Source organism: Prevotella sp. MGM1 (assembly GCF_002933775.1).
Classification (GTDB): Bacteria; Bacteroidota; Bacteroidia; order Bacteroidales; family Bacteroidaceae; genus Prevotella.
Genome location: NZ_BEWV01000204.1, coordinates 1 through 22,937, shown reverse-complemented (window position 1 = coordinate 22,937; position 22,937 = coordinate 1). Strand labels below are relative to the sequence as shown.

General features: G+C 45.5%; 21 protein-coding genes. 20 read left to right on the top strand and 1 reads right to left on the bottom strand.

The window, feature by feature from the left end; all coding sequences use genetic code 11:
- Nucleotides 1-44 precede the first annotated feature (44 nt).
- The 20 genes from MoGM_RS08930 (at nucleotide 45) to MoGM_RS08835 (ending at nucleotide 21,896) form a co-directional block, all read left to right on the top strand.
- On the top strand, nucleotides 45-407 hold the full coding sequence (locus MoGM_RS08930; RefSeq protein ID WP_146078701.1) for a hypothetical protein: 363 nt from the start codon (nucleotides 45-47) through the stop codon (nucleotides 405-407).
- Complete coding sequence (locus tag MoGM_RS08925) at nucleotides 407-1,585, top strand: hypothetical protein (protein WP_104369735.1); 1,179 nt, start codon at nucleotides 407-409, stop codon at nucleotides 1,583-1,585. Before MoGM_RS08930 ends, MoGM_RS08925 begins: the two co-directional genes overlap by 1 nt.
- A gap of 36 nt (nucleotides 1,586-1,621) precedes the next feature.
- Nucleotides 1,622-3,505 (top strand): hypothetical protein, encoded by a 1,884-nt coding sequence (locus MoGM_RS08920; protein WP_104369734.1) that lies wholly within the window; start codon nucleotides 1,622-1,624, stop codon nucleotides 3,503-3,505.
- A 763-nt stretch (nucleotides 3,506-4,268) separates the two neighbouring features.
- Entirely contained in the window at nucleotides 4,269-5,282 is a 1,014-nt protein-coding gene (locus MoGM_RS08915) for a reverse transcriptase domain-containing protein (RefSeq protein ID WP_104369733.1), read from the top strand.
- A gap of 16 nt (nucleotides 5,283-5,298) precedes the next feature.
- Complete coding sequence (locus tag MoGM_RS08910; protein ID WP_104369732.1) at nucleotides 5,299-5,586, top strand: hypothetical protein; 288 nt, start codon at nucleotides 5,299-5,301, stop codon at nucleotides 5,584-5,586.
- 20 nt (nucleotides 5,587-5,606) lie between these two features.
- The gene (locus tag MoGM_RS08905) at nucleotides 5,607-5,963 is read left to right on the top strand and encodes a hypothetical protein (protein WP_104369731.1); all 357 of its coding nucleotides are present in this window, start codon (nucleotides 5,607-5,609) and stop codon (nucleotides 5,961-5,963) included.
- A gap of 3 nt (nucleotides 5,964-5,966) precedes the next feature.
- Nucleotides 5,967-7,055, top strand: a complete 1,089-nt coding sequence (locus MoGM_RS08900) for a hypothetical protein (protein ID WP_104369730.1) — start codon at nucleotides 5,967-5,969, stop codon at nucleotides 7,053-7,055.
- A 114-nt stretch (nucleotides 7,056-7,169) separates the two neighbouring features.
- Nucleotides 7,170-11,483 carry a hypothetical protein gene (locus MoGM_RS08895; protein WP_104369729.1) on the top strand — a complete coding sequence of 1,438 codons (4,314 nt, stop codon included), beginning with the start codon at nucleotides 7,170-7,172 and terminating at the stop codon, nucleotides 11,481-11,483.
- A 17-nt stretch (nucleotides 11,484-11,500) separates the two neighbouring features.
- Nucleotides 11,501-12,205, top strand: coding sequence for an N-acetylmuramoyl-L-alanine amidase (locus tag MoGM_RS08890; RefSeq protein ID WP_104369728.1), 705 nt, complete (start codon nucleotides 11,501-11,503; stop codon nucleotides 12,203-12,205).
- Between the two features lie 68 nt (nucleotides 12,206-12,273).
- Nucleotides 12,274-14,127 carry a hypothetical protein gene (locus MoGM_RS08885; RefSeq protein WP_104369727.1) on the top strand — a complete coding sequence of 618 codons (1,854 nt, stop codon included), beginning with the start codon at nucleotides 12,274-12,276 and terminating at the stop codon, nucleotides 14,125-14,127.
- Nucleotides 14,128-14,129: 2 nt separating this feature from the next.
- Nucleotides 14,130-15,191 (top strand): hypothetical protein, encoded by a 1,062-nt coding sequence (locus MoGM_RS08880; protein WP_104369726.1) that lies wholly within the window; start codon nucleotides 14,130-14,132, stop codon nucleotides 15,189-15,191.
- A 102-nt stretch (nucleotides 15,192-15,293) separates the two neighbouring features.
- Entirely contained in the window at nucleotides 15,294-15,716 is a 423-nt protein-coding gene (locus tag MoGM_RS08875; RefSeq protein WP_158249589.1) for a phage holin family protein, read from the top strand.
- Nucleotides 15,706-16,272: a hypothetical protein gene (locus MoGM_RS08870; protein WP_104369724.1), complete on the top strand. Its 567-nt coding sequence runs from the start codon at nucleotides 15,706-15,708 to the stop codon at nucleotides 16,270-16,272. The genes MoGM_RS08875 and MoGM_RS08870 overlap by 11 nt, the downstream gene beginning before the upstream one ends.
- Entirely contained in the window at nucleotides 16,265-16,912 is a 648-nt protein-coding gene (locus tag MoGM_RS08865; RefSeq protein ID WP_104369723.1) for a hypothetical protein, read from the top strand. The genes MoGM_RS08870 and MoGM_RS08865 overlap by 8 nt, the downstream gene beginning before the upstream one ends.
- Before the next feature lie 228 nt (nucleotides 16,913-17,140).
- Complete coding sequence (locus MoGM_RS12805) at nucleotides 17,141-17,452, top strand: hypothetical protein (protein ID WP_146078699.1); 312 nt, start codon at nucleotides 17,141-17,143, stop codon at nucleotides 17,450-17,452.
- Nucleotides 17,453-17,460: 8 nt separating this feature from the next.
- Nucleotides 17,461-20,085 (top strand): hypothetical protein, encoded by a 2,625-nt coding sequence (locus MoGM_RS08855; protein WP_104369721.1) that lies wholly within the window; start codon nucleotides 17,461-17,463, stop codon nucleotides 20,083-20,085.
- A 215-nt stretch (nucleotides 20,086-20,300) separates the two neighbouring features.
- Entirely contained in the window at nucleotides 20,301-20,726 is a 426-nt protein-coding gene (locus MoGM_RS08850; RefSeq protein ID WP_104369720.1) for a helix-turn-helix transcriptional regulator, read from the top strand.
- A gap of 11 nt (nucleotides 20,727-20,737) precedes the next feature.
- Nucleotides 20,738-21,055, top strand: coding sequence for a hypothetical protein (locus tag MoGM_RS08845; protein WP_104369719.1), 318 nt, complete (start codon nucleotides 20,738-20,740; stop codon nucleotides 21,053-21,055).
- Between the two features lie 12 nt (nucleotides 21,056-21,067).
- On the top strand, nucleotides 21,068-21,445 hold the full coding sequence (locus tag MoGM_RS08840; protein WP_104369718.1) for a hypothetical protein: 378 nt from the start codon (nucleotides 21,068-21,070) through the stop codon (nucleotides 21,443-21,445).
- 85 nt (nucleotides 21,446-21,530) lie between these two features.
- A complete protein-coding gene (locus tag MoGM_RS08835) occupies nucleotides 21,531-21,896 on the top strand; it encodes a hypothetical protein (protein WP_158249588.1) in 366 nt (121 codons plus the stop codon).
- Nucleotides 21,897-22,596: 700 nt separating this feature from the next.
- Here the strand turns inward: MoGM_RS08835 and MoGM_RS13365 are convergent.
- A partial coding sequence (locus MoGM_RS13365; RefSeq protein WP_233210235.1) for a hypothetical protein occupies nucleotides 22,597-22,937 on the bottom strand: 341 nt, incomplete at its 5' end.

Below are 22,937 nucleotides of genomic sequence, written 5' to 3'. Positions count from 1 at the left end.
CAACTGTTTCGTGAATTTCATTGTACGGCAATAATATAGAATTTATGGTAACAAAAAAGATAATCGGACGTATCATCCCTTTCTCGCGTGGCGAGTATGATCCTTCTTTTAATTACGATGTGCTGGACCAGGTGCAGTTGGCTACGGCCATCTATCAGTCACGAAAACCGAATAACTGTGGTCATCCGGTGACAGACACCGAATGGTGGTCTAAGTATTTTGATGTTGGTGCCGCTATCGAGGCTGCTACATCGAAAGATACTCCTGAGATTGATGCAGCATCGAATGTAGTGCGCATCATGGGTATTGACTCCGATGGGCAACCTTGCTCTATCAAGCCGAAGGACTTGGTGGATTACGTGCTTTCGTCTCTCTTGGATTATGACATCATCGCTCGCTCACACTGATGAAAAGGCTGAATAATTCTCAACCATTGGCAGTGGCTGTTCAATATGCACCACTCAACACGTCTATGAAGATAGTGCCGCAAGGTGGTATGTCCACCATGCAGTTCTATCGACAGACTACACAGCAATGGATTCCTGATCATACGCACGCTTACGCCTACGACGAGAACGGTGCTTTGGTGGATGGACCATTGATGCTCATGCCGGAATGGTCGATAATTGACACGGACAATGTACTCGATACTTCTGCGCTTTATCCTACTGTATTCTGGTATGTGGACGATATGCAGATTACCGACACGAATGCTACCAAGGACTTTTATCTATCCGGGAATGCACTCGTTGTACGTAAGAATTTTACGCACCTCAAGGGGGGTGTCGTGTACTGTGAACTGCATTTTACAGATACACGAACGGGCTCTCCTTTTGTCCTCTCAGACTCTATTCCGCTTTCGGCAATTCTTCATGCCGATGAACAGTGGAGTATTCAAATTCTTAACGACCGCACACGCAAGCATTTTCCGCTTGCTTATGGAGATACGCAATACGCTTTCGAGGCGGCAGCATATATCGGTTCTAACGAAAAGACTGACATCGTAACTTGGTTTTGGGATTTCTCCGAGGATAATGGGGTTTCTTGGAATGAAATTGATGGTGATTGCCTATGGTATGTAAGTGGGAAAAACTCTAATATCCTTACCATTGACATGGATTTCACGGAGAACATCTTACTGCGGTGCCGTATCAACACTTCTCCTACGGGGACAAAACCGGACATTCCGAATGAGGCTACGGCATCTATCGCCTGGCGTTTCCCGGCCCTGCGGCCTGTAGTCTATTCTTATGGCGGTGATAGAGTGATTGCAGAAACGTCTGAGATGACTTTCGGATTGATTGTGCATAATCCGAAGCATAGTGACCTTTCCTTGGCTCAACAGCGTGAATGGCTACTTTGCGACTGGACCCTTCGCAAGCAGGGCAGCAAAGACACTCCGATGTCTCTCGCTGAAAGTGATGTGATGGTGTCTGTTTCAGATAAACTCTTGCGCAATTCTTCGGACATCAAGTATATCGCTGATCCGCAATGCTCTCTGCGTGGTCCGTTTGCAAAATTACAAACATCATCCGGTGATGACATTCTGTCTTCTTCCGGACTTACCATAACTGCAAGAAGTTGAACTGTGAATAATGTATAATTTCAAAATCTTATCAATATGGGTGTATTAAAAGCAAAAACATCTTTGTCCTCTGGCGAATCAATCGCTAAGGTATATTGTCTTACTTCCAAGGGGCAAATCCTCGAAGCCACGGGCGAACAACTGATGGGGATATTGTCTTCCGGTGGTGTAAATCTCACAGAACAGTTGGATGTATTGAAGGAGTCTGTCGGAAAACTATCTGAACTGTTTGGATATGGAGTCGAGGGGTATGTTCGCATAGCAGGTACTTCTGATCCGAATCTGGGTTTCCGCACGTATAAGCACGATGTAGGTATGGAGTCTGTCTTTGACTGCATTCGTCCTTGCTTGATTGAACAGGGAACCGGCCGGTTGCTCTATGTCTTGAACAACTTGAACTGGTATGTGGATGACTACGGTCATGCTCGTGCATTGGATGGTAGCGAGGGTGAGGTGCATATCACGAATATCTATGACCTTTATCAAATCAATGGACATGTTACAGTGAATGGTGTCACCTATGATGTGTTCCTCCGGTCTCGTGGTATGTTTGAGTGGCAGGGACATGCTGCTGAACATATCAAACCGCTTGGTCTTTCTCCTGACAATTGTGTGGCTCATGCAGATTCCGATGGTGTAACTCGTATGCACAGTGCATATAATCCCGAGTGGAACGGATCTTATCAGGTGATGAATGGTCTTGTAGGTAAGTTTGTTTATAATGGAGTCGGTGATGCTATCACGGAAACTTACGATGCGAATGGGGCCATATTCGGAGGAGCCGGTGGATTACACACAACGAATCTCTCATTACCAGTAGGTGAGCAGTATGCCATGAACTTGAATGCCGATCGTTCTAAGACAATTCCGTTCTTCAACGAACATGCAAAGGCTGTGGCCACCATGGTAGGCCATATCATTGCAGAGGGTGGTACGTTCGATGCGCATAAGTCCTCTCTAATGGGCTCAGGCTTCTGCTCGAACGATGCTGCAACAACATCCGCGCGGTGGGAGGCTAATGACAATCTCGCTGTCAATGGTGTGCGCTACTTGGGTGGCGATAGTGTTACCACACGCTATGCTTCATTGGGAAAAAATGGGTTCATCTCCAGTTCAACAGGTATATATGTTGCGCAAATGCTCAACGATTGGCGGTCGCCGTGGCGCATCATGGAACGGCAGCGCGTAATGTTCTATGCTATCCAAAACAACATACCCGAGCTGACATGGTTTTCCTTTGAAGGGAACAAGTATAAGTGGAGACATATAGATGGATTTTCCGGACCATCTGAAGGTGTACTCACTTGTGTTGTATGGAAGATGTTTAGTACGAAGTTCGCTGCAGGTACAGTGGATCCTACGGGTGGGGCTTCACTCGAAGGTCATCGGGTGGATTTCCTATTCTGTGGTGCCATGTATCGTGGTTGGAGCACGGATGTTTCTCCTTCCAGATGGACGAGTGGCCTAATTTTTACAGAGGATAGCACTGGACTTTACAAGGCTTACTATCAGCCTACACAAAGCAAGATGCTTATCAGTAATGCTTCGGAGAACACCGCAGTTGCCACCATTCTACCTTTTGAGACAACTTACGATTTCATTGGTCAGATACAGGGAACAAAGGAAGGTTATCGTAAAGATTACAATGATAAATGCCTTTTCCTTGCAAAAAGTACAGAACTGGCATCAGGTGCTAATTTGCATACTTATGTAGGTGCGTACAATTGGTTTACAGGTGGAAAACCGAGTACCAATACCCGTTCTGTCCGTGGTTTTCGGCGTGGCAACCTCGCTAGCTACACGAATTTGTCTCCGTTTTCGATGTACGCTTACAGTTCGCCCTCGTACTCGTACTCGAGCATCGGTTTCGGCACCTGTGTTGAGGTCGATACGTCTGAGATGTCGGTAGCGCAATCGTAAACGTGCGTGGGAATTACCCACGCACATCGCGATAGCGAAAACGGAAACGGCGGGCTTGCCCGCCCCACTCCTGCAGTAGTGGGATCTTTGAAAGGTATTATGCGCGGCGTTAATGCCGCCGCGCATCTGAATAGCTGAAGAGCGGACGAAGAATAGGGTGAAAAACTCCGCTCTTGGGCCGAATGGCAAAAAATCCTATGCACAGCGCAACAACCCCGTGAAGCGATAGTAACGGCGCTGTGTGAGGGTTGAAGCGAGATTTCCTCGCTAATATGGCGGCTGCAATGTCCCGTTCTGTCCGTGGTTTTCGGCGTGGCAACAACGCTAACAACACGAATTTGTCTCCGTTTACGATGAACGCTAACAATTCGCCCTCGAACTCGAACTCGAACATCGGTTTCGTAACCCAGCGCCAATAGCAACTGTTTCGTGTAGCTTTACTACATGTTTCAGCCTATCATATAAGCCCTTTCTCACTGTGTCTCTGTGTTTATACACCGGTTCACTCGGAGCAAGGCAGTTGCAGAGCCAGCTCATACAAAGGAGCAAACAATTCTTACAGTGGGAGCAAGAATCCTGTCAGACAGCGCAGTAAAAGCGGCTGTAGGACGCGGGGATAGTCAAGAACTCCGCAATCGGCGCACACAGGTGATTTTATCATCAATATATAAATAATAATGCCCAAAAGGAGAACCCGGAAAGTCCGAAACAGCATAATGTTTTCAGACAATCCGGGAATCCTGGGGGAAATAACAAGAAAACAATGCGAAAAAGTACTCGTGCATATATCTACAACGCCAGCAATCTTTACGATGCTTGTTATACTTCCTATGAGGGAAAGTCGGCGAAACAACGGCAGAAACCGGAGGTAGCGGATGTAATGCAGGATGTCGATGGATTTTCTAAGCAGGTAATGGCAGACATCATTTCTGGGAAATATCGCGTAGGGGAGTATCGGCATTTCAAACTTCACGACAAGAAAAAGGAACGGGATATTTCCGTTCTTCCTTATAAAGACCGTTGTGTCCAGAACTTATACAAAGGTGCCGTTGAACCGCTTATCATCAATCAGGCAACGGATGACATGTGTGCTGGATTGCCCTATCGGGGTGTGACGGCTTCTGATTCTCGATGGTCGGTCGTCCGCAAGGTGCAGCGCATTATGCGTTCGTCTCAGGCAATGTATATGTGGCAGGGAGACATACGCAAATTTTATGATAACATACACAATGTGCTTGTGATGAAACGGCTGGAACATATCATCTCTGACAAAGTGGTATTATCCCTCTTGAGAAATCATATTATGAAACAGAGTAAACTGGCAATCGGAGACCCAATCTCGCATCTTATCGCTTCGCTGATGATAGCTCCGTTGGTTCGTTTCCTCAAGGAACGAGGAGCTATTGTTGTAAACTATGCGGATGACATTTGGGCCGTGGCACCAACAGAGTGGGAGGCTGCACGAATTGCAAAGGAAGGGAGTCGTTTTGCTGCTACAAAACTCCGGCTGCATTTCAAACCGTATCAGATAAGACGTATTGATAAGGCTCCGTTTCGATTCTGTGGATTGGTGTTTCATCCCAACGGAAAAGTGTTCATGCTATCCAATACGAAGAAGAAATATGTTCGCACACGCCACAAGGCACGTTCTCTCGCCAGTTACAACGGCATATTACAGGTTTGTAATGCAAGAAATCTGAGAAAGAAAGTTGAAAAATTCGATAACTACAAAAAACATCATCAATATGCAAAAACAACCTACGCGGTTTGCGGGTAAAAAGTTTAAGGCGGATATGCTTATAGGAAAACTCCAGACAATTGTGGACAAGGAGGAAAGGCCGTCTAAAAGGACAGATACTAAACAACCGTACTTCGACGTCCAAGCAGTAGTGGAAGGAGAAGGTCTGGTTCGTTACTCTACAAGTGCACAATTACTCGTGCAGGAACTGCGCACGGCGGCGCTGCCTATGCGTGACAAGATAATCCAGAAGGACTGGCGTGGACTTTATTTCGAGGGTACGGTATATACGCTCGAAGAGGAAGAGGAACGCATCCGCCGTGAGTTTGCTATAAATTATTAACAACTTATATTTTTACGCTTATGTATCAGATTACAGATTTTCATCCTCATGCCCTCGGACTCGAAAAACTGACGGGCTCCAACCGTGGACTTTTTTACACGAACGAACAAGTTGAACAGGTGCCTACCCTCAATGCTGATGAGGATGGTGAGGAGATGGTAAATCAATACACTTACGATGTGTATGAGGTGTCGGATGCTCGTTTTCCTGACGGAGTGAAAGATGAGATCGTCACGCAACGCTATCCGCGCGATGAGGAGCACAAAATGCTCCGTAAGACTTTGGCAGAGGTTATAAAGGAGTTAAAACTTTCCGATTCTCCGCAGTTTAAGGAATTTATGAACTACAACGACTTCGTGGAATCGCTAAATGTGTAAGTCATGGCTAATACGATTTCTAACCATTTCTGTCTGACGGCCCTACAAGAGGGCATCACGGTGCAGGGGTCGTTGCGTGTGCAGGGGTCACTGTCGCAAAACTACAATGCGAATACGCAGAAGTGCATACCTGACTGGAAGAATGATGCGTCCTTGCGACCTGTTATTTATCCGGTTATCCGCCGTGGGATTTCTTATCTCACGGCCGCACAAATCAACAATGCGGAATGGATCTATAACGACATTACTATTCAATTCGATGCAAACAACCTTTCCACGAACTTTTTGGATGCAAGTGGCGATCCGCTTTTTGAGACGGGGACAATTACTGTGTCTCTTAACGGGTCTTCTTATCTTGTTCCGAAACTGACCATCATCTCCAACCTTGCTTCTGCATCGAATATCGACCTCGACACCATCGGATTCCAAGGAGCTGTGGAGGTTGCAGGGAAACAGGCTCCGTTTGCTACGCAAGTGGATGTGAAGATTGCTCAGATGACAACGCAGGGTTATCTCGGATTGCTCTCTCCTGAATCAGCGATTATATCTTCCAAGGGACAAACTGTAACCATTAACGCTTCTCTCTTTGGAGAAGACGGTTCTGCTGTTACATCGCTGTTCACACAATGGTATAATGCGGGAACTGGTCAGGAGATAACGGCAGCTAAGGATGCCAAGTCGCTCACGGTATCGGAAGCGGATGTAACGGATAATATCATCATACGCTGTGATTTCTTCCTCGATGCGAACCATACAAACCGGGTTGCTACGGCGTTTGCTTCCATTGATGATACGCAGGATCCGGAATATCTCTACGTTTCTCTTAACAACGGAAATGCGGATTTCTCCGGACAACTTTATCAAGGAGAGTCCTGTGAGGTAACGGCATGGGTGGCGACCATGGCGGACTCTACGGCCATCAATAGCAACTATACGAATTTCTCTGTACAGTTTTTCGATGGCCAGCAAAAGGAAATAACCGGGTCTGTGCCAATTATGACCACTTCTTCAAATAAGGGGACTGTTACTATTAGCTATGATTTCATAGCCAATCACGGCTACAAAATCTTTGGCATCGTGACAGCTTCCTGAATTGATGTCATAGACCTGACAACCTTTATCCCCGAAGTCTTACTTCGGGGATTTTTGTCCCTTGTTCCTTACTTCATATCCTTATCTTTGCTCAAAAATAAATGAGTTCCCTCCATGCAAACTGTCATATCTCAAACTTTCGCAATCTCTGCAGAGAAACCCGTTGTCTCCGTTTCTCATACGGATAACTATTATCTTATCGAGGCTACTGGAAAGACACCCTCTGCCAATGATTCGCGCTGGCAGTATGTGCCTGTCGGGGGCACAGCCGTAATGCCGACATCCGCCCTACCCTATCTTTGGCACAAATCTATCACATTTCTTACGGATGGAACTTCGTTGGCTCCTGTCATCGAGTTCGGCGGTTCTCTCGGAAAGAATGGCATTGACTACGACCTTGTGCCATCAGCTTCGTCTATCCTGAAAGCAGAAGATGGATCGCTCTCTCCTGCTTCTGTATCTTGTTCGCTAATCAAGCGTGAAGCGGATGGAACGGCCACAAATCAGTCCACGATTCCTGCCGGTTATTCTATAACGGTTATCAAAGATAGCACATCTTCTTCCTATGCACTCGGCTCTTTGGTTTCTACTGCCAACTGTTCCGTAATTTCTTTTATACTGAAATATGGTTCGGTGAACATTGAGCGCCATGATATTCGTGTCATAGCCGAAGGCGCAGAAGGCCTTGCCGGTCGGGGTATTCAGTCTCAGGATGTTCGTTTCAAGGCGAATGCGGATGGCATTGCGCCAGCTGCTCCTGTATCGGATAGCGAGTGGAATACATGGAACGCATTGACTTCTGCGGGTTACTCTTCGGAAAAAAAATATCTATGGCGTTGTACGCGCACTGTCTATGTGGATGGTAACGGAGTGACGGACACTACCTATGTGGTGGATGGTCCTACCGTATGGGGCACAGATGGCCAGTCTGCCATCTCTATTGACCTCGACAACGAAAAAGATGCCATACCTACAGATAGTACTGGCAAACTACTTTCGGCACTCGTCCTCGAAACGAATGTACGGATCTACAAAGGTGGCTCACTTATTACATCTGGCATTACGGCACCGGCTGCATCTTCCATAAGACTGGCATCTCAGATTCCTACAATAATCGTATCGTCTGGGGTGATAAACATAAAGTGGCTGCTTCCTGCTAATACGGTATTTTCAGCAAACAAATATGCCGTTTCTATACCTGTGATTTACGAGGGGAATACATACAATGCTACTTACACGGCATCTGTAGTACGCTCAGGACAACCGGGTGTGTCTCCGGTGGTGTATGCGCTGATTCCTTCTCTTTCTGCAATTAACGTACAGCGTAATCCTGATACGGGGGATATAACTCCTTCGTCTATCTCCATACTATGTGGATATAAAAAGATGGATGGTGCAAACATTTCTGTTGTGGAAGATTTTACATCACCAATAGATGGGTATCGTATTTATTTCAGGAGACATTCTCGTTCTTCTAATAATTGGCAGTCCCTTTATTATTCATATACTTCATACAAATCTCTGCTAACTTCATTTAACGTAAAGACTTATGATAAACTTCAATTTATTTTATGTAAAAATACTTCTTCCTATATCAACAACACGAATAGCGATGATGCTAACATAACGGGACTTATAGACCGTGAGACTGTTCCTGTCATTGCGGATGGGTCAAAAGGAGATTCCGGTTCATCCGCATTTGTGCTTGACCTCGATAATGAGATGGATGCCGTATCGGTGTTGGCTTCGGGTATTGCTTCTGCGTCGCAATCATGGACAATCAATGCTAAGGCTTTCTATGGTTCTACGCAGGTCACGGAGGCTGCTGGAGCCGTGTTTACCATAACGGAGATTACGGGGAATGCAGCCGGACTTATTTCTACCAATGTGAATACCGAAAACAAAATTGTCGGTGGTACGCTCATAGTATCATCTTCATCTGGAACTTGGACGAAAAGCGGAGTGGTGCGTATTACCATCCAGGTGTCCCACGCTACTTATGGCTCTCGGACTGCTGTCTTTACGCTTAAACCTGTCTTCCCTGGAGAAAATGGCAAACCAGTTCCCGTATATCAACTTCTACTTTCGCAGACAGAGGCGGCATTTTCACGCTCGAACACCAATGCGCTCACACCTGCTTCGGTGAAAATAAATTGTGGATATACTAAAAAAGATGGTGCAGGTTTCACATCTTACCCGGGTACGAATGTAAATAATCTGTGGTATCAGGGTGGAGCGCCTTACAACATATTTTTTCGTCCTGTTAGTAAAACTGGTACTTATGGATCGTGGGCATGGATGAAGGATCTTCTTGCTGCAAATAACTATGCGCTGGTTATACCGAACACTACACCTTATGCGGCATACGAGTTCATCCTTTCTTCCGCTACTACTATGGCTTCCATAGCAGATGAGAATATAATTGACCGTGAGACGTTGCCCATTCGTATAGCAGCAGCTACGGGCAACGGAATCAAGGTGGATGATTTCTATTGCAAACTGACTCCTACCATTGAACCGCCTTCTACCACGTCATTGACAACGGCAAACGGATGGTATAAGCGTGGGACAACGGGATGCCCGACGGCTGCTACACAGTCTAATCCATATTTGTGGGAGTGTGAACATATAGAGTATTCTGATACGACATCACTTAATAAGAATGTACTGCGTCTTCTTGATACATACAATCTTTCCATGCAACCGAACCTTCTTGAACAATCGGCTTTCGATTCTGAAAATGTAATGGATAAATGGGAGGTCAAGGCTGATGAGGTGATTCCACAGGCACGTGGTTCGTACAATGCGTTCGGATGTTGGCCAAATAGCTCCACTTACAAGGAGATGCTGAGACAGCGACTTTATGTCCCTGGTGTTTTCGCCAAAATCCAACCGAATGAATGGTACACGCTGTCTTTTTTCTCGCGGACAAGGCGCATGGTAAATCAAACGTCAAAGCAGTACGGATTCGCCATTCACGAGATTTATCTCAAAGCGGGGAAATATAAACTGCAAATCAATGGTCACTGCTCGTCAGCTGCTATGGAATCAACATCTCCTGTAGCCTTACGTGGTTATCTGCATGGATATTTCCCATCACCGGGCACTGGATGGAACGCAAGTGTAGCGGCAATAGTGTCTTCTAAAGAGGACACTACTGCAATTTCCGGTACACTGAATGTCACGGTGGCAGGAATTTATCATATCTCTTTCTATGCGTATAAAAGTTCTGGTGTAGGTGGCAACGATGGAGAAACTGTTACCATCAATTGGTTTCGTGTCATTTCTATAGATAATGGTTCTCAGTTTTCTACTTATCTGTTTCCATCTGCTTTGATTGGCGGCTCTACTTACTTTGTGGACGGATTGGTGAAGAATGGACTTGGTTCGGATGGTAATGTATCTTGGACTTCTCCGGAAGATGAGCCCAACGCGGACTCGGGGGGATGGACTTTTCACTATGTTACATTCAAAACGAAGTCGGCTATCACAGAGGTCACACAAATGCTTCTATTCCGCATCTTCAACACTTATGTTGAAATCTGCCAGCCGAAACTGGAAAAAGCTCCTATGCCTACAGCGTGGTGCGAGCACGAATATGATGCTGATACGGAATGTAGCAACAATCCACGAGGGGAATGGAAGGCAAACACACCTTATTACTTCTGCGAGGGGGTACGTGACGTGGTGATTGCTACAGCATCTACTACTGGTGGAACAGCATTTTTTCGCCTGAAAAGGCGTACTGCTGCTGCAGGATATATATCTTCTACGCAGCCTTATCTTGATACGGAACATTGGGAGAAATCGAATAGGTTGTCATTCACAGCAACGGACTTGCTGCTTGCCAAAGAGGGATTCATTAAGAACCTCTTGCTGAACTACGCAAAAGCGCGTGATGCGAATGGAAATATCACAATAAGTATTGATGGTACTACTGGAGAAATTGATGCAAAAGGCATTATTCGTACAAAGGCTATCTATACGGTTGAAGGTGGATATGTAACGGTCAATGGCAAAAAGATGGTAGATCTTGTCACGAATATCGGTAATTCGTATGTTGTTCCTTCTGGGGCAACTGTATATCTTCCTGAACCATCGGCATACGAGGGAATTACGCTTACCTTCGTTTTCATGTCTAATGGTGTGCTTGCGTATGAGGCCTCTGATGGTATTTTCATGGCATATTATACGGGATCTACCAATGAAAATGTGATGGCTTCTGGTATGTCTGTAGGTGCATTTCATTCTTTGGATGGTCTTGAAACGATTACCATTCAAGCTATTAAGGCATACGGTTCTTCTGATAATGTCAGATGGACCTTAATCGGACAAAGAGGGGTGCTTGGTATTCGCTCACATGTAAGTAGCACCGATGTCTATAAAATTCTTCCTGATGGCAAATTGCTTATTCCTGGTAATTTATAATTCAATACTTATATCTTATGACGAAACAAAACTTCCTTATCATCCTTGGCACGGCACACCTCGCCACTACTCCAGGCAAGTGCTCGCCCGACAAGTCACTGTGCGAATATCAGTATTCTCGCTCTCGAATCAATGGCATCGCGGGCAAACTAAAAAAACTTGGCTACAATGTAGTAATAGACATGGTAGATTCACATCCAAATGCGTCTATCAAGTCCTCATCACCAAAAACGGAGCAGTCACGGGAGTTGCAATACCGCTGCAAGGTGGTAAATGACCTCTGCAAACGCTACGGAAACTCTAACTGTATCTATGTCTCTTTACATGTTGATGCTGCAGGTAGTGGGTCTCAATGGATGAATGCTGGTGGTTGGACGGCTTACACATCAAAAGGTAAGACGAAAGCCGATACACTCGCTGAATGTCTCTACGATGCTGCCGAAGTCCATCTCAAAAGTTATGCTGCCTATATGGAAGAACGGAAGAAGTTGGGCATGTATTCCAAGGCGCAAAAGCCTTTCCGTACAGATACAACGGATGGAGACCGCGACAAGGAGGTTGATTTCTATGTCCTTGCACACACGGCTTGCCCTGCCGTTTTGACGGAAAATCTCTTTCAGGATAGCAAGGCGGATGTAGATTTTCTTCTTTCAAATGAGGGGAAGGAGGCTATTGAGAATTTGCATGTCGATGGCATACGAAAGTATATAGACGCACTATAGTAATGGGGTTGTCCCGTTCACGTATGACAGAGATTGTATCTTTGTAACATCAATAATTGAAGTGAATAATGGCAAAAAAAAATCTGAATAACATTTCTCGAATCAAGCCCTCGCAGATGATTGACAAGGCGCGTGAACTTCACGAACAAGGTTATTCTATCCTGATGCCTAACGACCAAACGTATGTCAATGAGTTTCAAGGTATCTCTTGGGCGGATTTTATCGGTTCGCAACTGCGTTCCGGATCTGCCGCATCTGGCTCGTCCCAACGTAAGTCTATTCCTACGCTTTATTTTTCATCCGGCAACGAAAACTTGCAGGGTTCTGACGACATCGGTACTAAGGGCCTTGGCTGGATGGAGTGGGGATTCGGTAATTCCTTGCCTAATCTCGTGGCTTTCCTTACGTACTTGCAGCCATATACGGCGTCTGGACATAAGTTTAATGCGGATCTCTGTGCAGGTCTCGGGCCACAACCAATGTACGATACAGCACAATATGTGGGTGGAAATATCACCACACGATTCATTCGTTATAAGGATGCGGGTACATTCCTTCGTGGACAGATTATCGACAAGCAGCGAGAACTGTTGAAACTCCTCTCGGATAGGAAGGCATCGTTTTCTACTCATCCTGACAGTGGCGGTAGCGACGATGCCAACCTGTCCGAATCTAAGGAAAATCCAATACTTTCTTGTATCTCCTCAGAGGCAGATATGGTTTTCAATGGCCTTAAGGAGTCACTCGGAGCACAAATTAAATCCCTGCAGGATGCGCTGAAAGAATGGGAAAATACGGAGCCAGAGGTTCACTACTTTATTGAACGCAACAACCTTGCTTTGACTTGGCTTTCCCTTGCTCTCGACCAGGAACTTTTTGGTATCTCATTCCCTGAGCTGCAACTGAATCAGCTGGCACTTGACAAAGAAGGAAAACCGGTTGCTACAGAGAATTGGTACCCCAAGGTTGTCGGCCTGTCTCACCGTACCTGCCATACAACACGATTAGAGCGAATGGACAAGCACAATCGTATCAATTATGTATATTGCTCTAACCGCTGGCTGGATGCTCCTTTCATTGATTTGGGGGAGTCTCAACCGCTCATATATGCGTTGCCATGCCTTAACATGAACTCTCCTCTTGACTCTTTGGAGGAACATGTACGTAATGCACGGAAAAATCATGTAGGTGTGAGCAAACGGCCTACTCGCTTCGTCATGCCGTCGGTATATCCCACGGCAGGGAGACCGTACTACCCTACTCCAGCATGGCACTCTATCTTTGGAGGTGACATTTACGAGTATCTTTCTACTATCATTTCCGACCGCCTTTCCCGCAAGAGAAATGCCAGTATTATTGGGCGTGTCATCTATCTGCACAACGACTACCTGCAGCAACTCTTTACGCAGATGGGGGCAAATGCAGATGCCGACAAGAAAAAAGAACTGCGCGACAAACTATTTGCGCAAATCAATGGATGGCTGTCTAATCGCAGCAACGCGGGACAGTCGCTCTTGGCGTTTACATTCATGGGTGCAGATGGAAAGGAGCACAAGTCGTTCGAGATTGTAGAAATCGTGGCGAACAGCAAGTCTGCAGCGGAAGCCAACGAAAAGGAAACGGCAGAAATATCTTCCGTGGTGTTCATGGCGATGGGGCTTGATGCAAGATTGTTGGGATCTTCTCCTCTTTCTCTTGTAGGTTCTAATGGTGGAACGGACATACGCGAACGTTACTTGCTCCGCCTTTTGATGAAATCTCCAACGCAGAACATCATGCTGAAAACGCTTAACGTGGTGTCTTCGTTCAACAAGTGGGATAAGCATCTGGTATGGCAAATTCAACGGGAGGTGATGACAACACTTGATAACTCCAAATCTGGTATTACTTCTCAGAACTCTGATAACACTTCCAATACGTAACTATGGCAAAAGGATTACTCATTCAAGGGGCTTCTCCGCTTTGTGGATCTCCCATCACGTACAAGGTCCAGGCTGACTCTATCAATGGAGCATGTGCATTCCACAGGGTTAATCTGGCTGTTCATGCGGCACTGTATGGTGGCAACTACATGGATCTTATTTTGTCTTCTCCTGCCGAGAGTGGGGAAATCCTTTCTTTTGATATTTCCTCGGCACTGCGGGCGGTGGCGGATAGTTACGAATATACGGTTGAACCGCCTTCCGCTTATCCGTATATTGTCTATGACCTCTATGCACACGATGAATGGATGCTGAATGGTGAAGCGCATGATGTACCGGATGACTTCAATAAATGGAGTACAAATTCCAAAGGTCATAAGGCGGTCTTCGGGGCATATTCTGACCTCGAACGCTTGCTGGCTTCTGGTTCTGAAACTATAAAGAGTAAACTGGCGCAACATTTCTCTCGTAAACCGTTCTCATCACCGGAGGTGGTGGCTGTTGGTGAGACAATGGTGCTGCCGCTGTCTTTCGATGCTCCGGTGAGTGAGGCGGGTATTTCTTCCGGACCTACATCCTCCGTAGTAAACATCACAAAGGAAGGTCTGCAGGTGCTTAATGGTCGTGAGGTATTTGCGCTTCCTGCATCTCAACGTACCGATCGGTACGAGTTTCGGTTTGTAAATGGTTTGGGATGTCTCGAAAGTGTTTCGGTATGTTCTCTGCGCACAACGGAGATGAACGTGACATCGGAATCTTACATCCGCTCTATACAGGAGACTTTCGGGCAGTTCTCACGCGGTGTCGTGATTAAGAGTAACGACTACGAGACTTGGAAACTTTCATCCGGTCCGCTCGACATCTATTGGCAGTCGTGGTTCATGCACGAGTTTCTGATGACGAAAAAAGCATGGATTAAGATTGGTGCTAACTGGATTCCATGCCACATCCTTGCAGATGAAACGATTTCCGGTCTGAATAGGCAGGAGAATAGCATTTGCGAGGTACAGTTCTCCATGCAGCTCGACATCAATGGTTCACCACTTGCATCTTTGGCAATTTAATCCTAATATATAATGAATACTATAGTCTCTTTCATACAAAACTTCTTTCCACGTTGTTGTGCCGCAGTATTGGGATTTCTCTGGGCCTACCTTGAACCCACAGTGCCGTATGCACTGCTCTGCGTGTTTGCTGTAATGCTTGACTGTCTGACGGCCTACAGATTGAACAGGCGTATTAAACGCCTTTTGCCTAATGCGAAAACTGATGGGAAACTAAAGTCGGCAAGAATGTCAAAGATGATTTCTGACCTCACCGTGGTATGGCTCTGCATCCTCCTCGCTGTCGGTGTGGACGATAAATTGCTCGGACATCTCGGGAATCTACACTTGGGGCAGTACGTAGCCGCTATTTTTGTGCTCTGCACATCCGTTAGCATCCTTGAAAATGAGTCTTCATGCAATGGTGCTGTATGGGCACGTGCGGTTCAGAAAGTAGTGACATCAAAGGTTTCCAGACATCTCGATATTGACGAGGAGGAATTGGAAAAGTTACTTAACGAAAAACGTCATCAACATGATCTGTAAGTTCTCTGTCATACTCGAATCGTGGGCTGCTATGTATGCACCTATCTCACACGACCCTGAAAAGGGATCCAAAAACAAGGCTTTTTACAAAATACGTACCATCAATGAAAATTCAGAGTTTGTCCGTAATCAGAATATGGCAAAGTCTCCTTGCATGGCTTACTCGGTTCTGATTGATGCACAGGCTTCGGCTAACAAGTCGGTGAACTATGCGCATTCAATCTACTTTTTGGCGAGGGCAAAGGCTAATTCATTGGCAAAGAATGCTCGACAGGATGATGACATGGGAGAAAGCATCCAGATGGAACTGGATGAATATGCGCAGGACTTGCTCGCATATCTTGGGGAATTGAAACGTACTGGCCGTTGTCCTATATCCGGCCGTGTATTCAATGCTTCAGAGATGGCCGCGCTTCGAGGCATCAACCTCGACAAGGCAGAATGGGGATCTATACCCGTAAAATACGCGGAGTGGAACATCCTTGGCATCCAACTGGAGCAGATTGCTCCGCGCGTTATTTGTATCAATCAAGAAAAATATAACAAACATGGATAAGTTCAATTTTCAGGAACCGTGCTGCGTAGAGCGGACGCTTCCTCTCTTGCTTCGTGAATATCCGCTCTATACTTGGCAGTCTAATGGAGATGTCACTTTTGAGAAAATCATCAAGGCGGTAAGCCATCTTGCTGGCTCTGCTCTTGAAATAACTTTGCTGCTTCCAAAGTCGGAACTGCTTATTCTTCGTGTGTTGGAATGGTATCGTCGTCGGGGATGGCTTAAGTCATTGACAATCGTCACCACAACCGATGAGTCTTCTTCCGTAAGAAGAGAGTTCCCGGTGGATTTCCACGTGGAGATTTACTTCCATAAGTCCATCACGGACTCTCTGCTCATCATCAATGGATCCGAGGGATATGCCATTGTGCAGGGGCCTCTTCATGCTTTTCCTGCAACAACTCCCACCGTGGAGCGTTTCGTCACCTATGTGGGTAATGACAAAGACCAGATAGCCATGCTCACGGCAACGACCACTTCTCGGCTCTCCTATCTGCGTCGGAAGGCTAAGAAGAAAGAGGTCGTAGAAGCATACTCTGAGGAAATAGCCAAACAACAAATTTCGGAGCAAGATGAAATAGAAGAGTCTTCTGACCCGTCAGAAAAATCCGATAATTCCGATTCTCCTGATACTATTTAGTTCCTACGCATCATGGCCACACGAATAGAAACTCCACGTCGCCCTGTCAATGTAGTACTGCGCACGTTCGCTCGCCAGTCTGTACAGGCGCTCGAAAGGAACTTTCGCACTCAGCACATTTGGCCGACCGAGATTTATCCCGGTTTTGCCAAAGTGAATGAGGAGCGTAAGAAGCGTGGAGACTGGTTTGCTACAGGTAGTGGAGTTCGCTCTTTTACCTACGAAGTGATGTCATCTGGAGTAGGTAACGAGACCATTCGCATTGAGTTCAATCAGTACCTGCGCTTTGTGGATATGGGTGTGGGGGCAGGTCGTCCATGGGAAAAAGTGGAACACGACCGCAAGGCTCGCTACCAACGTCGCTATGTGTCTATCTGGGATTCTCGAGATGGCGATACGCATCGCCCTGCCATAATGATGGAAATGCGGCATCTACAAGGCCGTATGCAAAGATACCTTGAAGATTACTATGGCCGTGAAGTGTCCGTGCAACTCTATCGAACATTCTCCGGTCTAAGTGCCATTGATATATCAATATAGTATGAAGAATGAATAGTCATATCGCCATAACCGCTCAAAAGAACGGAAAGCAGATTCCGCTTGTCCTGCCCGATGATTTCTCCATTGATATAGACGATCAGAACCCGCTTTTCAACGAGAACGAGATGTTCAGTTATCCGGTTCGTATGCCAATGGAGGGAAACCGCTTCCTGCTTGGCAACATCGATGACCCTGCAAACATTGACCGACCTGTTTCGCTCGAACACACGAAGATGCGTATCGTTGTAGATAATCAGCCGTTCCGTTCGGGCACGCTTGTGACTTCGGAAGACGAGGAACTGGATGGTGCACTGACCATGAACATCACGGCGTCCGAACATTCTATTGACGACTTGATAGGTACCCTATCATGCCGCGACGTTCCACTGAAAGATAAAATCCTTATTGGTGAAAAAATCGGTGACGTGACAGCTTCACTGAAATACAAGTATCACGTGCAAGTGAAGTTTGAGGGGAAAAAGGGGGACATAAACGAATATCCGTCCACGGCAGAATCTGCTGTAGCGGTATTTACTCCGCAGGCACTCGGTTTCTCTTACCCTGGGGAGTGCTATACCACAGGGACAAAAGAACAGGCTATTGTGAACTCAGTGGAACCTTATGCCGACAATAATGCTGTGAACCGCCCGAAGGTGAAGAGGTCTTATATCAATGTGTCTGAATCATATCCATCGGCAAAATACTGCAATGCGCGTGTGGCTTATTATCATCATGGCATTGACGAGGATGGGAAAAAGACGGCAGATTCTATTGACCCTATCACTAAGAAGACTGGACATAATAAGCACTGGCCGTATTGGGTACTTGATGCCGATCGGCAGCAGTCGGGCATCTGCTTCTATGTGCTTTACTTCCTTGACTGCCTCTTTTCCTATCTTGGTGTCTCGTTCGACAACTCGGAGCTGATGAAGGTGGATGACATGCGGCGCCTGTGTTTCTTCACTACACACTGTAAGTATGACGAAGAACATAAGTACCCCAATCGTTCTACTCCATTTTTTACCGACATAAATGACATCAACAACTGGCTGTCTTCTCGTGGTTGTGGCGGTTCTTTTGAGTTCCATGATGGACAGAACATGCAGGTGAATAGTGTAGATTATGTGGCTTCAGACGGACAGAGATATATCGCAAACGTGGGAACGGATGGCGTGTCGTCAATTACGGTGTTTCCTTCTGTCATAGAACGCAAGATTCAGGCGAACATCATGCTGATGTATGCCAACAGCGACAATTTCCCAGATGAGAGTGTGACTACCATCATCGACTCTCTCTTTGCATCATTTGGCATTAAGTTTGAGTATAACTACGAGAAAAAGCATGTGCGTGCCTACTTTGTCCGGGAGGTATTCCGCTCTCAGGAAGAACCTATCGACTTTCCCGGCAAGGTGATTTCCATGCACAAGGTGGCGGAGAAAATTACTGGGGTTCGCATGTGCTACAGTGAGGAAAGTACCAGCAAGGAACAAAAGGCGAATGTGCGCCAAGGCGTTAAAGACTATAATACGGACTATGACTACATCGACTATCCAAAGAAATCTACGATAACGGATAAAACCTATAATGAGATTTTCCGCGCACCACAGCAGAATAATGCCAGCGGCAACATGAATGTATATATCGACAAGAAGACGGGAAATGCTTACCGCATTAAGGTAAACTCGGATGCGGAGAAGGCACAGGATCTTAAACCGGTCCTCTTCGAGGTAGGACAGTATAAAGGAGTGGAACTGGGTGACTGTTCGGAACTCAATGAGGACTTCGTGGAGGAGATAAGCAGTGACTTTCAGCCGATGGTGTTCAATGATGTAAATTACCAGCAAGAGATAGCGACGGCATCTGGCTCTTACAAGAGCGATGGACAATCGGTAATCCTGAATCCACAAGGTTGTGAACCAATCCTCGCGGCTTTCATAGATGAGGATATGGAACATGAGTTTATTGAGCAACGAATCCGGCAGAACCTTGCATCCAACATCTGTGAATACTCCATTGACATGGTGATAAAGTTGGAAGAGAATTATGACCCCTCCGGAACTGAGGATGGAAACTCTCCCTTGCAGTCAATCGACTGGGGGCTGGCAATAGCCATAATGCGTGGTGGTGGTACGAATGCTACTTATCAGATTTATGATTATAATTATGATGGTTTCGGTAACTCAAAATGGCGAAGCGTGGCAGGTCTCTATGCGCTCACTTCCGATTCTATTGATATGTGGGGCAACGAGTATGACTATAACGGTACACAGGAGGGTATCGGAAATGGTGAACGATTTTCTCTCAAAATCCGGGCATGGAAACAGCCTGAATGGGCCGATGCCCCACTTATTGATGCGGATGTTATCAATTCTTCAACAGGTGAGGTAGAGAAGAAAATTAAGTCGCGCGGACTTTTTGACACCTTCCTATCTGAATACGCCCATTTTATTCTCAAGCGACGCAAATATACTATCCGTATAGAATGCTCGGCAGCACAAGTGGCCGACGTACCTAATCACTGGGAACGCCGTTTTCGCATCAACGGCCTGGTAGGATTCATCAACAAGCTCTCCTACTCTGTCTCTGCAAAAGATGGTTTACAAGACCTTATCGTTGAATTTTTTGTGGTTTGAAATTTTCTTTTTATACGATTATGTTTGTCGCCGTGCTGTCGTGATGACACCATGGCGATTTTTTGAGATACCATGTCTTCAGAAACTTTTGACCACTTTCCCATACTTTTTTCCGCTTAAAATTTATTTATTAGGCAACAATATAAAAAATTATTTCCGTTTTACTTTCATAAATCATCATATTACACTACCTTTGCATAAAAATAAAGAACACAATGGAAAGAAGAACATCCAAATTTTCGACACGCACGGAAACACCGTCTTGGTATGTAGCAAAGCGCATAATCCGTGCGCATGGCATATCTTATAAGGAGTTGGGAGAACGTATGAACCTGTCTGTCACAACTATTCATTCCTTGGTCAATTATGCACCATCCATCATGCACGTCAAGATGATGGCGGATGCTATAGGATGCTCGTTTTTCGATTTTTTCGATTTTTCCGCAGACCCCAATGCTTCACAGGCTGTTCTTTCCTCTATTTCCAGTATTCATGAGAATGCCCCTGCCGACAACATTTTCACGTGCCCATCCTGCAATCAAAAGTTTGCCATTGTACCCATCAATGCAGAGGATGACATGGAAAAAGATGAGTCGGAAGGGAAAGAACAGGAAGAAGGTGTGGAAACAGGAAATGTTTAACTGTACTGACTATGCCCAAAATACAACCTACCCAATCATGGCAGAACCTCCGCAACTACATGGAGAAGTTTTCCTGGCGTGACCTGCGCACAAACCTCGTCACCACAGGTTACAACCCTCCACAGTCAGCTAAGGAAATACAGCGTGTACCTTTTTTTGTCCGCTTCATCACCGGCAAAGGCATACTCGAACAGGGTAATGCCATCTGTCTCAAGGTGAACCGTCGCACACACCAGCGCATGATCCAATTCATCGACTCCGGCGAAATCCGTTGGCTACGAGACTACCTCGTGATAGAAGTGGATGGAACAAAAATTATCACCAACTGACATTTTTATACAATGGATAAGGACGAAACTGTAAAAAAAGAAAAACAGACGGAGCAAGAAGAGCAAGTGGAACTCTACATCATTCCCAACATGGTGCCACCTGAAGCATCCTACGTCAGTTCAATCGCAACTCCCAAGGAATCGTTGTCCACGGGAGTACTGCTTCCGGATAACATACATGAACAGAATACATCTGATGCAGATACGGAATCGCAGAATACAACGAAAGACAATGAAAAAAACTCTCCATGGCTGATTATTCTCTTTGTTCTTGCAGCGATAGGTGATGTCTTTTTCTTCATTCCACTTTGCGTCCTTGCCCTTTTCGGCATCTCCAAACATCCATTCATGGGTTACATCATCTTTCGAGACCTAATGCGAAAACGTTAATTCTCATTTCATCAATTCATAAATTCATTCATACATAAACTCATTAAATCAAGAAATTATGAAAGCAAAAATTTTTTCCCTCCTTTTGATGGCTATTGTCTCATTATTTTCCCTCTCTTTCCAGTCATGCAGCGACGATGATGACGAATCAGTAATCGGCACATCCTACTGGAACGCTAATGATCTAAAAGGGCATTGGGTTGCTATTGACAACAACCAAGATTATGTTTTTGATTTCGAGGATAACGGTACGTTCTCTATTGACTACGGAATGGTCGGCAGTTATCAATATGGAAAATACCAAACCGTCAATTCTGTTTATCCGCAAGAAATAGGCGTAAAATTCCCTAATACAGGAGAAACGCTATTGGCTGTCTGGACTATCGAATGGCTCACACCCGACAAATCCGAAATGCAACTCTCCACATACAGACTGAAGAAAGTAAAATAAGCACAACAAAATCATCAAAACTCTCTTTATAAAATACGTTATATCAAATCAACTTTCTTGTAATAAATGTGCGCTGAGTTTGGCGACTTTATCTGATTGTGTAATATCAATATCATCCGATTTTGCACTCATAACTTTTCCGCATTCATCCCTAAAGAACCCATCATACGGTGAAGTGACCTACTCCCTTCACCGTATGAACCGAACCAAAGGAAAAGTGTCTAAACCAAAGCAATCTGACCGGACCAAAGGAAAGTAGATGAACCAAAGGAAAAAACTAATCTTTCAGCGAAAAAATGCCACAAAAGCATCCTTTTGTTGAAATTCATTATTTTTTCTCTCCTCTTTACGTGCTGATAATCAACGCAAAAAGTCAAATTGTTGTGTTGGTGGGTTTGTAACAACCTTCCCAAAAATATATCACAAATTTTCGTAACTTAATGTAAATGAGAGGTTTTACCTCTCATTTTTTTATTCCCTCTAAAATCAAAAGCCCTAAAACTCACCGCTGACCAGCCGCCACACTGGTGCCTTCACCCCCCGCCCCTGCTCCTGGATGGGTGGCAAATATGCCCCCGGCCGCCCTGGATGGTTACGGCCGGATTAAGCGGCGCCAGTGTCGTGGGTGCTGCATGTCCGGCAGGGTGTGCCCCGGTGGTGATCCATTTCTTATATAATAATGAGTCAAAAAAATAATTTTTCAAGAAAAACGAAAAATAATTCCGTTTTTATTTTGTAATATGAAATAAAAGCCATAACTTTGCACCAACAAAAAAAATAACCGCCTCCAGTGAGGCATAAAACAAAAAACAAAATGAAAAATAAAAAACTTTTCGCGGCTTTGCTTTCCGTTGCCGCCCTCAATCCTGAAGGGTTTACCGTTTCTGCTCACACTTTGCAACCAATGGTAAGGGGGTATGCCGTGGCTATGTCTGAAACTCAAAACAGTTTCGGTAATGCCGGCCTTTTTTCGTGTTCCGGGTGGATCCATGTCCGGCAGGGTGTGCCCGGTGGTGCTGCATGTCTGGCAGGGTGTGCCCG